Origin of the sequence: Ferruginibacter sp. HRS2-29, assembly GCF_024343615.1 — a bacterium.
GTDB lineage: Bacteria > Bacteroidota > Bacteroidia > Chitinophagales > Chitinophagaceae > Ferruginibacter.
On record NZ_RJUB01000005.1, the window covers coordinates 43,254 to 57,176 of the forward strand.

At 44.7% G+C, this 13,923-nt stretch carries 11 protein-coding genes; 10 read left to right on the top strand and 1 reads right to left on the bottom strand.

Translation table 11 applies throughout. From position 1 onward, the window contains the following. The first annotated feature begins 16 nt into the window (after nt 1-16). The 5 genes from EGI32_RS02905 (at nt 17) to EGI32_RS02925 (ending at nt 6,900) form a co-directional block, all read left to right on the top strand. Nucleotides 17-1,102 carry a glycosyltransferase family 4 protein gene (locus tag EGI32_RS02905; protein ID WP_255153865.1) on the top strand — a complete coding sequence of 362 codons (1,086 nt, stop codon included), beginning with the start codon at nt 17-19 and terminating at the stop codon, nt 1,100-1,102. A 101-nt stretch (nt 1,103-1,203) separates the two neighbouring features. Next, entirely contained in the window at nt 1,204-3,114 is a 1,911-nt protein-coding gene (gene asnB / locus EGI32_RS02910; protein WP_255153866.1) for an asparagine synthase (glutamine-hydrolyzing), read from the top strand. Between the two features lie 162 nt (nt 3,115-3,276). Beyond that, a complete protein-coding gene (locus tag EGI32_RS02915; protein WP_255153867.1) occupies nt 3,277-4,509 on the top strand; it encodes a glycosyltransferase in 1,233 nt (410 codons plus the stop codon). A gap of 28 nt (nt 4,510-4,537) precedes the next feature. Continuing rightward, nucleotides 4,538-5,698: a UDP-galactopyranose mutase gene (gene glf / locus EGI32_RS02920; RefSeq protein WP_255153868.1), complete on the top strand. Its 1,161-nt coding sequence runs from the start codon at nt 4,538-4,540 to the stop codon at nt 5,696-5,698. Between the two features lie 200 nt (nt 5,699-5,898). Further along, nucleotides 5,899-6,900 (top strand): glycosyltransferase family 2 protein, encoded by a 1,002-nt coding sequence (locus EGI32_RS02925; protein ID WP_255153869.1) that lies wholly within the window; start codon nt 5,899-5,901, stop codon nt 6,898-6,900. A gap of 63 nt (nt 6,901-6,963) precedes the next feature. Here the strand turns inward: EGI32_RS02925 and EGI32_RS02930 are convergent, their stop codons facing one another. Next, nucleotides 6,964-8,322 (bottom strand): hypothetical protein, encoded by a 1,359-nt coding sequence (locus EGI32_RS02930; protein ID WP_255153870.1) that lies wholly within the window; start codon nt 8,320-8,322, stop codon nt 6,964-6,966. Between the two features lie 191 nt (nt 8,323-8,513). On the opposite strand from EGI32_RS02930, the gene EGI32_RS02935 reads away from it, so the two are divergent. The 5 genes from EGI32_RS02935 (at nt 8,514) to kdpA (ending at nt 13,847) form a co-directional block, all read left to right on the top strand. Next, entirely contained in the window at nt 8,514-9,644 is a 1,131-nt protein-coding gene (locus EGI32_RS02935) for a glycosyltransferase family 4 protein (protein WP_255153871.1), read from the top strand. A gap of 49 nt (nt 9,645-9,693) precedes the next feature. Beyond that, entirely contained in the window at nt 9,694-10,251 is a 558-nt protein-coding gene (locus tag EGI32_RS02940; RefSeq protein ID WP_255153872.1) for a redoxin domain-containing protein, read from the top strand. A gap of 59 nt (nt 10,252-10,310) precedes the next feature. Beyond that, nucleotides 10,311-11,648 carry a sigma-54 dependent transcriptional regulator gene (locus EGI32_RS02945; RefSeq protein ID WP_255153873.1) on the top strand — a complete coding sequence of 446 codons (1,338 nt, stop codon included), beginning with the start codon at nt 10,311-10,313 and terminating at the stop codon, nt 11,646-11,648. Between the two features lie 381 nt (nt 11,649-12,029). Then, on the top strand, nt 12,030-12,119 hold the full coding sequence (gene kdpF / locus EGI32_RS02950) for a K(+)-transporting ATPase subunit F (protein WP_255153874.1): 90 nt from the start codon (nt 12,030-12,032) through the stop codon (nt 12,117-12,119). 18 nt (nt 12,120-12,137) lie between these two features. Continuing rightward, nucleotides 12,138-13,847 (top strand): potassium-transporting ATPase subunit KdpA, encoded by a 1,710-nt coding sequence (gene kdpA, locus EGI32_RS02955; protein ID WP_255153875.1) that lies wholly within the window; start codon nt 12,138-12,140, stop codon nt 13,845-13,847. The last annotated feature ends 76 nt before the right edge of the window (nt 13,848-13,923 follow it).

Consider the following 13,923-nt stretch of genomic DNA (forward strand, 5'->3'; position numbering starts at 1 on the left):
AGGTAATTAAGGAAACATGCAAAAAAAGACAGCTTTATTCATGATCGACTGGCTCGGGGCAATTGGTGGCGCCGAAGTCATGATGATCGCACCTTTGAAAGAGCTCAGCCAGGAGTACAATATCATCCTGGTCACATTGCGTCCCGGGAATGTTTTTACAAAAGATCATTTCACAGGCGAAAAACATTACAGCCTGAATATGTCCTCAAGGTTCGGGGTTTTTAAAGCTGCCCGCCAATTAAAAGAGATCATCCGGAAAGAGAATGTAACGTTGGTTCACGCATTCCTGTACTGGAGTGTAGTAGTGGCAAGGCTTGCCTGTGGCAAAAAAACACCGCTGGTTTTCAGCCTGGCTACCATCATGAGCGATCATGTTTATAAAGACAGGTGGTATAGTTTTTATACAAAGTGGATCGACCGGCTTACTTATAAAAAACAACAGGTACTGATCTCTCCCACAAAAGAAGTGTATATGGATTTTGATGCCGCTATCGGTATCAAAGGCCCGGCATATGTAATACCTAATTTTGTGATGGATAGTTTTTTTGAAAAAGCGGGTTCTTACAAAACTCCCGGCGTTAACCTGAAGATTGTTGCCGTAGGCAATATAAAACCTGTAAAGAACTACCAGGTGATACTCGATGCCTTGCAACTTGCGGGGCCGTTGCCGCTTACCATAGATATTTATGGAAATGGCGATCTTACCGGGGAGCAGAAACGCCAGATAGAAACGCATCAACTTCCGGTGAAACAAATGGGCAGCCGCAGCGACATCCATCAGGTGATGCCGCAATACGATGCATTCATCATGAGTTCCCTGCACGAAGGCTTTGGTATATCTGTCGCCGAAGCGATGGCGATTGGGCTTCCGCTGATGTTGTCTGATATCAGAACGTTGAGGGAAGTTTCAAAAGATAATGCCTTCTTCTTCAATCCCACCGATGCGAAATCGTTGGCAAACGCTTTTCGATCCATCCTCGATAAGAAAGAAAAACTCCGGCAATATTCCGATAGGGGAAAAGCCATCGCGAACGAACATTACACAAAGAAGCAGTATGTTCAGCAATTGCTGAAAGTATATGGGCAATTGCTCAATAAATGACCGGGTAAATCGTTCCAGGAAATCGAATTCGCCGGTTTTTTAATATGATATAAATTCAGGCGGAATAATTCGTTATTTTCGTTTCTAAAATAATCTGGTTTATGTGCGGTATTGCAGGTTTCATTGATTTTTCAAATAGTTCAACTTTACAAATATTACAGGAATGTACCGATACGCTCGAGCACCGGGGTCCGGACGGCGGCGGCTACGAATTTATGCAGCAGGATGGCCACCAGGTTGGTTTAGGCCACCGCAGGCTTTCCATCATCGACCTTAGCAATGCTGCCAGCCAGCCCATGTGGTACAAGGATTATTGCATCATTTTTAATGGCGAGATATATAATTACCAGGAAATAAAAGATACGCTGGCCGCAAAGGGGCACACATTTACCACCCATAGCGATACCGAAATGATCCTTCATGCCTATGAAGAATGGGGCAGTAAAGCGCTGGATCAGTTCATCGGCATGTTCGCGTTCGCCATTTTCGACAGGCGGACGAATAAATTATTCGCCTGCCGCGACAGGGCAGGTGTGAAGCCTTTTTTTTATTATCAGAAAAATGGGTTGTTCATGTTCGCTTCCGAGCTGAAAGCCATTATCAAACACCCGGCTTTTGTAAAATCCATCAACATCGACGCTGCCGCGGCATATATGCAGTTTGGCTACGTGCCAACACCCCATTGCATTTTCGAGGATACGGCAAAATTGAAACCGGGCCATTTTCTCGAATTCGATCTGACAAAAAAAGAAGTACGTACCCAACAATACTGGAACCTTTACGACGCGTACAATAAACCTGAACTGAAGATCGGTCTTCCCGAAGCGATCACCGAAACGGAAAAATTATTGACCAATGCATTTCAATACCGCATGGTAAGTGATGTACCGGTAGGGGTTTTCCTGAGCGGCGGTTACGATAGCAGTTGTGTGACCGCATTGCTGCAGGCCAACAATACAGAAAAGATAAAAACATTTACCATTGGTGTTCCGGATGTTGGATTGAATGAAGCGCCTTATGCCAAAGATATTGCCGCCCGCCTTGGTACCGATCATACGGAGTATTATTGCACACAAAAGGAAGCATTGGAAATTGTGCCACAGCTTCCGCATTATTACGATGAACCTTTTGCCGACAGCAGCGCCATCCCCACCACACTGGTGAGCAGGATCGCGAGGGAAAAAGTTACCGTGGCACTCTCGGCAGATGCGGGCGATGAAATATTTGCGGGGTACAACCGGTACGATTACATGATGAAGTATGGTAAGCGCCTGCAAAGCATTCCTAAGTTCATCCGCAAAAGTGCCGCGGCCACTATGGAACTTATACCGGCAAATTCTATCCCGGTGCTGAATAAAAAATATCTTTTTCATACCCGTTATGAGAAGATGAAAATGCTTTTAAAAAATCCTTCGGAAGAAAACATGCTGATGAGCCTCACCACGCAGATCAGCGCCGACGAAATCGGTTTTCTTTTCAAAAATAAAATAACAGTATTGTCGACGGCCTTCGACAGCAAAGAGTTGAATGAAGAACGTTATTCGCCGCTGGCATACAATATGGCCATCGATTACCAGACTTACCTGCTGGATGATATCCTGCAAAAAGTAGACAGGGCCACCATGAGCGTAAGCCTCGAAGGCAGGGAGCCATTTCTCGATCAGCGCATCATAGAATGGGCGGCACAATTGCCGATGAAATACAAGTACAACAACGGCAACAAAAAATTCATCATCAAGGAGATCGTTCATAAATATCTACCAAAGGAAATCATGGAAAGGCCAAAGATGGGCTTCGGTATACCGATAGCATCATGGCTGCAGAAAGACCTGAAACCTTTTGTGGATGAGTATTTCGACGAAACATTTATCGAAAAGCAAAATATTTTCAACAACCGGGAAGTGCAGAAGATCCGCAGGTCTTTCTACCAGGGAAAAGTGGAAAGAGCGGAAAAATTGTGGTACCTGCTGATGTTCCAGATGTGGTATGATAAATGGATGAATGGAAATTAGGCTTTGCTTAATTTCCGATGCCGGATGCCTGATACTGGTATTCTTAAAAAGTTTAAAGTCTGTAACGGAATTTCAACTCTAAAATATTCAGCATCCAGTAACCAGCATCTTCAACCAGTAAAAATTTCAAGTAAACATAATAATTTTCAAAACTAACGTCCCTTGTCTTCTCCTAAAAAGGTTCTTTTTATCTCTTACGATGGCATGACCGATCCGCTCGGGCAGAGCCAGGTAATACCGTATCTGCAGGGGCTCAGTCAGCATGGTTACACGATCTTCTTATTGAGTTGCGAAAAAGAACAGGTGTTTGAAAAAAATAAACATTCGGTGCAGCAATTGCTTTCCGGATATGATATTGTATGGGTGCCGGTGGATTATACCAGGCGCCCGCCGGTATTGTCTACGCTGATGGATATCCGTAAGCTGAAACGTACAGCCCGGAAGATCCACGAGAAACATTCCATTGATATGGTGCATACCCGCCCGGGAATTCCATCGATGGTGGGGTTGTGGATGAAGAAAAAAATGGGGGTTAAATTCCTGAATGATATCCGGGAGTTTTATGCCGATAGCCGTGTGGATGGCGGCATGTGGAAGAAGGGCCATCCGCTGTACCGAATGATCTATAATTACTTCAAAAAGAATGAAGCCGAAGAAGTGGCGCAGAGCGATGGCATCGTATGCCTTACTTATGTGGCTGAAAAAATAATCAGGCAATGGCCGGAATACAAAGCATCGACGCCGCTGGCAGTAATACCCTGCAGTGCCGATCTTAACCTGTTCGATAGCAAACGTATAGATACACAACAGGCAGACTGGCAGGCACAAAGGCTCAATATACAGCCCGGCGATTTCATCATTAGTTACCTCGGCTCCATCGGCGGCTGGTACATGACCGCGGAAATGATGCAGTTTTGCAAACGTGTTTCTGAAAAGATACCCGCGGCAAAATTCCTTTTCATATCCCCGCATCATCACAAAACGATCATCGATACCGCTGCGCAATATGGCCTGGCCGAAGACAGGATCATCGCTACTCATGCCAGCAGGAAAGAAGTGCCGGCGCTGCTTTCGCTGAGCCGGTACAGTTTGTTTTTTATCAAACCCTGTTATTCAAAACAATCATCTTCGCCTACCAAGCATGGCGAATTGATGGCGATGGGCATCCCTGTTATTACCAACAGCGGCGTAGGCGATGTGAAGGAAATTGTAGAAAAATATGAGGGCGGATTTGTGATCGATCATTTCGATACTTCATCTTTTGATGACATCATCGATAAGATGATATTGGCTAAATTTGATCGCGATCGCATCAGGCAGGGCGCCGAAGAATTTTACTCATTGAAAAATGCTTCCGCTAAATACCTGGAGCTATATCAAAAAATACTTAACTGATTTTTTAAACCATTATTAATTTTTTCAGATGTCTTTGCATTTTCTGATTGTGGGTTCAGGTTTTTCCGGTGCAGTGTTGGCCAATCAATTGACGCAGGCATTAGATTGTAAAGTCGATATCTGGGACGAGCGCCCGCATGCCGGCGGCAACTGCCACACAGAAAGGGACGAGCAAACCGGCATCATGGTGCATCAATATGGCCCCCATATCTTTAATACGGATAAAAAGGAGATATGGGATTACGTGAACAGTTTTGGTGAGTTTAAACATTATGTTCATCGCGTAAAGGCGCTCAGCAAAGGAGCGATTTACTCCCTCCCGGTGAGCCTGTTTACCATCAACCAGTTTTTTGGTAAAACATTTACGCCTGCTGAAGCAAAAGAATTCCTGCAGGGCTTGGCGGATAAAACGATCATAGATCCGCAGAACTTTGAAGAGCAGGCCTTACATTTCATCGGCCGCGAATTGTACGATGCTTTCTTTTACGGCTATACCAAAAAGCAATGGGGTTGCGAGCCTACGGAACTTCCGGCTTCCATCATCAAACGGATCCCGGTACGTTTCAACTACGACGATAATTACCACACCAATGAATATACCGGCATACCGGTGGATGGTTATTCCGCCATCATGCAAAAAATGATCGACCACCCGTCCATAAGCCTCACGCTGAATAAAAAGTTCACGGCCGGCATGGACACCAGCCAATACACGCATGTTTTTTATACCGGCCCGCTCGATGCCTATTTTGAGTTTGAGTATGGCCGACTGGGTTACCGTACGGTCACTTTTGAAAAATTTTATGCCGAAGGCGATCATCAGGGTTTATCCCAAATGAATTATTGCGACGAAGAAGTTCCCTACACCAGGGTGGTGGAACATAAACATTTTACCCCCTGGGAAAAACATCAAAAAACGGTTTATTTCAAAGAGTTCAGTAAAGAGACCGGCCCTGCAGACGAGCCTTATTATCCAAAAAGGCTGCAGCACGACAAAGGGATTTTAAAACAATACCGGGCTAAAGCCGAAAGCCTTTCCGGGGTGTCTTTCTTGGGCAGACTGGCCACTTACCGCTATATGGATATGCATCATGTGATTGGTGAAGCGCTAAGTTTTGCAGAAAATTTTGTGAAGGCATTAAAAACCGGGCAACCGATACCTGTATTTTCCAATACAGAAGAGTTGTAGTAATTCTTCGCTTTTCCTTCCTCCGTTTTATACGGAAAAACACGGCTTATCAATCGCGTAAAGACACCCCTTTTACTGGTTCTCAGGCATTTGTCATCTAAAAATCCTGATTTTTTTGCTTTCCCCACGCAATAAGCAGGTTATTGCTGCGTTTATAATATTGTCCAATTATTCTGTTTAAAAAACCAAAACACTTTCTCATGGAAAAAGTGATTGCAGTGGTTGTATCCTACAACCGCCAGGTGCTCTTGTCCGAATGTATTAACGCATTGAGGGCCCAAACCCGTCGTCCGGACGCTATTTTAGTAGTGAATAACGGCAGTACGGACAATACGGAGGCCTGGTTAAAAACTCAGACAGACATTACGGTGATCACGCAGGAGAACGTTGGTTCGGGTGGAGGATTCAATACAGGGATCTCCTGGGCATTTAAAAATGAATTTTCGTGGATATGGTGCATGGATGATGATGGTTATCCAAAATCGGATGCACTTGAAAAATTATTGAATGTAGAAACCCCTGATCGTTGCCTGCTCAATTGTGCAGTGATCAATAAAGAAGACAAAAAATCATTTGTGTGGAATACGGCCAACTATGCTTCGATAGATGATGTAGAAGGCGAATTGATCAAAGGTATCGGCCATCCGTTCAACGGAACTTTATTGCACCGCTCGATCGTGGCAAAAGTAGGCATACCAAAATCTTCACTGTTTTTGTGGGGCGATGAATCGGAATACTATTGCCGTATCACTAAAAAATACAACATCCCGGTATACACCGTTGCATCCAGCATACATTATCACCCGGCCAGTGCGTACAGCTACAAGCAGGACTGGGATTTCACTTCCGGCTGGAAGATGTACTTTTATGTGAGGAACCGTTTCCATGTACATAAAGTGAAATTTGCCAACAAGTTCGTGGCTGCTTTCAACTACATGATATTCGTGCTGGCATTTGCAGGTATGATCATGGTTTTTCAGAAAACCGATAAACTGAAAAAATTAAGCTTCCTGGCATGGCCGCTGGCAGATGCATTCAGGAACGATTTTACCGCTACACCCAATACGATCTTAGCCAGGCTCAACAACAGGGATGGCAAAAGATCTTTCTTCTCATCATTGAACAACTACGGTCGCAATACACGTTTGGCTATCCACAGCATCTTTACGCTGGATAGCGAAAGGAAGACAGCCGGGGTTTAGTTGCCCGTTGCCGGATGCTGGATGCCGGTTTTCGGCGGTAATACTTCCGTGATCGGAGGTAGTTCATCGGTTGTCTGTTGTCCATCGTCTGTTGTCCGGGGGCATTTTCTTATGCTGCGCCAGGATGATCCGTTTTTGATTGATCAGGATCAGTGCGATGATATAGAAAGGCATGCAGGGGATCTTATACCTCACCAATGTTCCAAAATTCAACGTGGTGGTGCCGATGAAAAGGGCGAAGAGTATTGAATAAAAGAAACAAAACAGCACCATCGGGCTGGTGAACAAGGTCTTGAAGAAAAATACCGGCCCCGATTTCAGCAATACATACAGCGTAAACAACATCAGGCTCAGGCTTTCCAGCGAAGAAAGCAGCGTGGATATTTTCTTTGATTCCCACAAATAAGGCCTGAATAAAGTAGCATTGATCGCCGCAGGCGCTACTTTGAGCAAACTGCCCACACTCCCGTCATATTCTACCCCAAGGCTGAAAGAAGATTCTGCCTGGTCAGACATAGCGATGAAATTTGTTTGTGTCGACTTTACAGAAGTAGATAATTTCTCCAAGGCAAAATTCCCCATTTCCCGCTGCAACGTTTCCGAAAGATATTGGAAACCGATACCCACCACAGCAATGATAACAATAAAAGCGATGGCTTTGAACAAGGCGCTTTTTACCAGGTGAAGGTTCATCTGGATCATATAAAACAAGAAAAACGGCAGGAACGAATAAAGGATATAAGGTTTTACTACAGAAAGCACCCAGGCCGAAAATATCGCTATGAGCAGGTGTTGGGTTATTTTTGTTTTTTTATAGATCACTTCATTGAGCGCATACGTGAGCCATCCGAGCGCACCCATGCAGATGGGGTCTTTGAGGATGCCGCAACTCCAGAATACCACCGTTGGCAGAAAAAGTATGGCGATCGATATTTGTTTGTGCAGCTTCGGATACAGCTCGTAAAAGAAAACGAAAAGCTTCCAGATACCGCTAAGGGCGATCATCGAAAAGAACAGGTTGATGACGCTGTAAGTGCCAAAAGTAAAAAAAGATAAGATGGCTACCAGCCGTATGACAAAATAGTTGGCTTCGCTGGCAAAATACCCTTCGGTGAAATTGCTCACCAGCAGGTTGAAATCAAAATCTTTTCCGGCCACAAACAACCATTTCAGGTGCGAAGGGTCCTGTAGCGAAAGATGGTAAATGTTGAGCCCTTCAGGATAATACAAAGTGGTAGAATCGCCCGGCGATATCCATACATTGAACACGCTCATAGCCACTGTTGCAAACACTTTTATCCAAAAAGCGATCAGGTGATATTTTTTTAATATGGGATCTTTTATCTTTTTCCGGCGGTACGAAAAGAACAGGTGGAAGAGATAAGTATAAATGGGAAACAATATGAGATCAGAATAACCCATTCGTGGAGCTGCAAAGTTGTTTTGTTATGAACTATAGCTGTTCACGACAAATTTATCGTAAAATATCCTTCACAATTCAATAATAAAGATTTATTTTGCCCATATTCAAAGATCGTGTGTTGTATTTCATCCAGACAATTTATTAAAAAAAGATTTTATAGGTTGCTGGCTGCAGGCAAACATTCTCATTTATGAAAAGAAATATAGCAATTATTGAGAATCACGTTATTTCTGCGAACACGGTACGGAAAAAGCTGATCAATGAGTTAATGACGAAAGGCTATAATGTTACGATCTTAACCACCGGCTCCGAAAAAGACCTCGCCCTTGCTGCTGAAAATGGGTTCACGGTAATTGACGTTAAAACGAGTAACACCAATATTGGGGATATCTACCGCTACATCAGGAATATCCGCTCGGCGCTGAAATCCGGAAAAATAGATATCTGTCTTACATTTACCATGCGGCCTGCCATCTGGGGCAATATTATCACCCGCATCATGGGCATACCAACCATCACGAATATTACCGGCATTGGCCCGCTGGCAGAAAGCAGCAGCCTTACTTACCGCATTGCCCGTACTCTATATAAATTCGTTTTGCTCAAAACAGCCAAAGTTTTTTTTCAAAATAAGGATGACCGCGATGTTTTCCTGGCGCACAAATTTGTAAAACAGGAGGTAACGGAACTGATCCCCGGATCGGGTGTGGATTATGATTATTATGCACCTGTGGAAGATTCGGGAAAACCGCATAAAAAATTCGTCTTCCTGTACATCGGCCGCCTCATCAAAGACAAAGGCATCACCGAATATGTAGATGCCGGCAGAATTTTAAAAACGAAGCTTCCCAATGTAGAAGTGCAGGCACTCGGCCCTTACTATTCGCAAAACCTGAAAGAAAATACTATCACCGAAAGGGATATTTTGAAATGGGTGGAAGATGGTATTATCACATACCTCGGCGCATCTTATGATGTACGCAGTTATATTGCCAAAGCGGATTGCATAGTGCTTCCATCCTATCGTGAAGGAATGAGCAATGTGCTGCTGGAAGCAGCCAGCATGGAAAAACCAACGATCGCCTGCGATACCACCGGTTGCCGCGATATCATCGATGATGGCGAAACAGGCTACCTCGTTAAAGTACGTGATGTGGAAGACCTGGTGGAAAAGATGCAAAAAATGACTTCGCTCTCCGTCGAAGAACGTAAAGTGATGGGAAAAAAAGCACGGGAAAAAGTCAAGCGGTCATTTGGAAAAAATATCGTGATTGCGGCTTACTTCAAAGCGATTGAAGAGATATTGAAAAAGAAGAAATAACCACCTGCTTTATGTAATCCGGATTTCCCAACCCTCAACTTTTTTACCAGTGAACTATTTTTTCAGCGTGTTCGTCGTCATGGTATTCGCATCCTGCGCAGCAAAGGAAGATAAGAAGATCCGGCAGGCTGAAGTGAAGAACATTGGTGAACAATTTTCCATCGACAACGTTGTAGACTCTTCCGGCAATAAGATCACCCTCGATTTTTCTGCCTCCGATATCACCATCATCGATTTCTGGAACAATGGATGCCCGCCATGCATCGAAGAGATGAAGCAGTTTCCTGCGCTTATCAAAGGAAAAGCGGCAAAGGTTTCAATCCTGAGTATTTCACTAACCCAGTACTGGCTTTGGAAACCCACCCTGCAGGAACATAAGGGCACATTCGCTTTTCTTGAATACGATGTACCAAACTGGAAACAATACAATCTTCTCACTACGGATGATCCGCGTTTGAAAAACGAGATCTCTACCGACAGGCTGGGCGAACTCAGCAGCAGGTATGGTATTAATTTCAATCCTGCTTACGTAGTTGTAGACAGATCGGGTAAGATATTGGCGAGGCCCGAAAGTGCTGTAGAATATCTTAAGGAACCCGGTCTGTGACCGTTCAGTTTCATCCCAATGAATTTTTCCATGTACTTTTGAAAAATAAATAGTTTCCATTGAGCAGTATATTGATCATTGATGATGAAGAAAGATTACGAAGCCTCATGGCCCGCATCATCCGGCTGGAAGGGTATGAGGTACAGGAAGCTGCTACCCTCAGAGCCGGTAAAGCCTTGCTGGATAAACATTCTTTCGATATTTTATTATGCGATGTAAAATTGCCGGATGGCAATGGGGTGGATTTTGCAAAAAATGTAAAGGTCAGCCATCCTGCTGTGGAGATCATCCTGCTTACTGCCTACGGCAATATACCGGATGCTGTGCAGGCTATGAAGAACGGGGCTTTCGACTATATTACCAAGGGCGACGACAACGATAAGATAGTACCGCTGCTAAGCAGGGCGATGGAAAAAGTGCAGCTGCAAAAAAGGGTGGTACAACTGGAAAAACAACTGGGTAAGAAATACGGTTACGAAAACATTCTAGGCGAATCCGCCCTGATAAAAGATGCGATAACTCTTGCAAAGAAAGTAGCGCCTACCGATGCGTCCGTGTTGCTGCTCGGCGAAACCGGCACCGGCAAAGAAGTATTTGCACAAGCCATACACAATGGCAGCAGGCGGGCGGGTAAACCTTTCATGGCCATCAACTGCAGTGCTTTTGGAAAAGAACTGCTCGAAAGTGAATTGTTTGGCCATACGGCCGGGGCATTTACCGGCGCCGCAAAAGACAAAAAAGGGTTGATAGAAGAAGCCGATACCGGCACACTCTTTCTAGATGAAGTAGGAGAGATGCACCTCGATCTGCAGGCCAAACTGTTGCGGGTGCTGGAAACAAATGAATTCATAAAAGTAGGCGATACCAAAACCACTAAAGTGAATGTGCGGATCATAGCCGCTACCAACCGCAGCCTGCAACAGGAAGTGGAGGATAAAAAATTCCGCGAAGATCTTTTTTACAGGCTCAATGTTTTTACCATTCATCTGCCATCACTCCGCGATAGAAAATCTGATATTCCCTTGCTGGCGCAATATTTCCTGGAACTGTTTGCTCAAAAAACGGGGAACAACATCACTGCTATCAGCAAAGATTTTTTACAACAATTGCAGCAGCACAGCTGGAAAGGGAATATCCGCGAGCTGAAGAATATCATAGAGCGGGCTGTGATATTGAATGAAGGAGATGAACTGACGACTACCAGCCTCCCCGCTGATTTTGAGATTGCTGCCAATACAACTTCAGGTATGTCTGCCTACTCGCTTGCCAGTGTAGAAAAATTACATATACAACGTATACTCAACCACACAAAAGGCAACAAAACAGAAACCGCCCGGCTGCTTGATATAGGCCTTACTACGCTTTACAGGAAAATAGAAGAATACAAACTACGCTGAGTTTGAACCACAGAGAGTGGAGAGCACAGAGGAACACCGAGCTTGATATAACAGGAACATTCCGCGGGCGTGTTCCCCCTCCGTGTTCCTCCGTGTTCTCTCTTCCTCTGTGGTTCAACAAAACTTTCCCTTTTTGAAAATCAACCCTTCCATTTTGGAAGGGTCTTTCTTTTTTTGCCAATGGGTAAATCTGCTTGTAAAATCCTGAAACCATTGCCAGTATTGGCTTCCACAACTTTTTTATCGCTCTCCCATAAAACTGGCTCTCCCTTTGGCATATCCGTATAAACGAAAAAACATGCTTTACACCATCCTCTTCACCTCGATACTGCTCGGATGCTTTATCATTTTCTTTAAATCAATCGGCTTCTTTGAAAAAATATGACCATCATGATACTTACACTATTCATTCTTTCCATCATCATTTTCATCTACCTCTTGTATGTATTGATGAAACCTGAAAAATTTTAATTATCAAAGAGTAATAATATGAACACTGAACTAACAGGCATCATCCTCACATTCGTACTGACTGTACTGCTGGCGTTTCCGCTGGGAAAGTACATGGCGAAAATGTTTGCCGGCGAACGTACCATCACGGATTTCATGAATCCGGTAGAAAGATTCATCTATCGCATCGCAGGGATCGATGCTAATAAACCGATGAACTGGAAACAGTTTTTAATGGCCATGTTGTCCATCAACTGCCTCTGGATATTCTATGCATTTTTTCTTTTTTTAAATCAATCGCATCTCCCGCTCAATCCTGATGGCAACCCGGATATGTCGCCCGACCTGAGTTTCAACACGGCTATCAGTTTTGTGGTCAATTGCAACCTGCAGCATTATTCCGGTGAAAGCGGCGTTACTTATTTCACTCAATTATTTGTAATAACTTTTTTACAATTCGTGAGTGCCGCCACGGGTATAGCGTGTGCAGTAGCGCTTTTCAACGGGTTGAAACATAAAACAACAGAAAATCTCGGCAACTTCTGGAGCATCTTTACCCGTGCAATAACGCGTGTGCTGTTGCCCATCAGCATAGTGATAGCGATAGTACTTGCCTTCAACGGAACTCCGGCCAGCTTCGATGGCAAGGATACCATCACCACGCTGCAGGGCGATACGGTGAACGTGTCCCGTGGGCCTGCAGCAGGAATGATCGCCATCAAACATTTGGGAACCAATGGTGGCGGATGGTTTGGCACCAACTCTGCACACCCTTTCGAAAACCCAGGGTATTTTACCGGCATGCTGGAGCTCGCTGCGCAAATGCTGATACCCATTGCACTGTTGTTTGCTTTAGGCTTTTACATCAAAAGGAAAAAGTTCGCCTGGATGATATTTGGTATCATGACCATCGGCATACTCATTCTTGCCGTACCTACTATCAACTGGGAAATGAGTGGTAGCCCGGCTTTGCATAAAATGGGTATCCTGCAATCCAATGGAGCCATGGAGGGAAAAGAAGTGAGGTTCGGTGCGGCATTCTCGGGTTTCTGGAGCATCATGACTACTGTTATCTCTACCGGTTCGGTAAATGCCATGCACGACAGCACCATGCCCATGTCGGGTGCCATGCAAATGCTGGCGATGCTCATCAATGCATTTTACGGGGGCTGCGGAGTAGGGCTACTGAACTATTACATCTACATCATCATCGCCGTTTTCATCGGTGGATTGATGGTGGGACGTACGCCGGAATTTTTCGGGCATAAAGTAGAAGCCCGCGAAGTGAAGATAGCGGCACTCGTCACTTTATTATCGGCTTTCATCATCAAGGGCGGAACAGCATTGGCAGCCTATTATTTTACCAGCCATGGCCATGCGGATTGGGCGGTGAAACCCGAAGCCTGGCTCAACAATCCCGGCAGCCACGGTTTTTCCGAAATGTTTTACGAGTTCACTTCCGCCAATGCCAACAACGGCAGCGGTTTTGAAGGATTGGGCGATAATAATATTTTCTGGAACCTCACTACAGGCCTGGCCATGATCTTCGGAAGATTTCTTCCCATTATTGGCCCGGTAGCTATCGCCGGATTGCTGGCAAAGAAAAAATATGTGCCCGAAACGGCAGGAACATTAAAAACAGATTCGCTTACGTTTGGTGTACTCACGTTTGCCATCATCATCATCATTACAGCGCTGTCTTATTTTCCGCCGCTGGTGCTCGGCCCGATTGCAGAATGGCTGGGTTAGTGAATAGTGAATAGTCAAGAGTGAAACCTTTGAAGATTTAACTGCGGGTGAACATGTTCTAAGGTTCGCTGATTCG

Excerpts from the sequence above, each read along its gene's own strand:
- EGI32_RS02930 (WP_255153870.1), bottom strand. The coding sequence starts at position 8,322 with ATGGGTTATTCTGATCTCATATTGTTTCCCATTTATACTTATCTCTTC.
- EGI32_RS02925 (WP_255153869.1), top strand. The coding sequence starts at position 5,899 with ATGGAAAAAGTGATTGCAGTGGTTGTATCCTACAACCGCCAGGTGCTC.
- kdpF (WP_255153874.1), top strand. The coding sequence starts at position 12,030 with ATGACCATCATGATACTTACACTATTCATTCTTTCCATCATCATTTTC.
- glf (WP_255153868.1), top strand. The coding sequence starts at position 4,538 with ATGTCTTTGCATTTTCTGATTGTGGGTTCAGGTTTTTCCGGTGCAGTG.
- EGI32_RS02935 (WP_255153871.1), top strand. The coding sequence starts at position 8,514 with ATGAAAAGAAATATAGCAATTATTGAGAATCACGTTATTTCTGCGAAC.
- kdpA (WP_255153875.1), top strand. The coding sequence starts at position 12,138 with ATGAACACTGAACTAACAGGCATCATCCTCACATTCGTACTGACTGTA.
- asnB (WP_255153866.1), top strand. The coding sequence starts at position 1,204 with ATGTGCGGTATTGCAGGTTTCATTGATTTTTCAAATAGTTCAACTTTA.
- EGI32_RS02905 (WP_255153865.1), top strand. The coding sequence starts at position 17 with ATGCAAAAAAAGACAGCTTTATTCATGATCGACTGGCTCGGGGCAATT.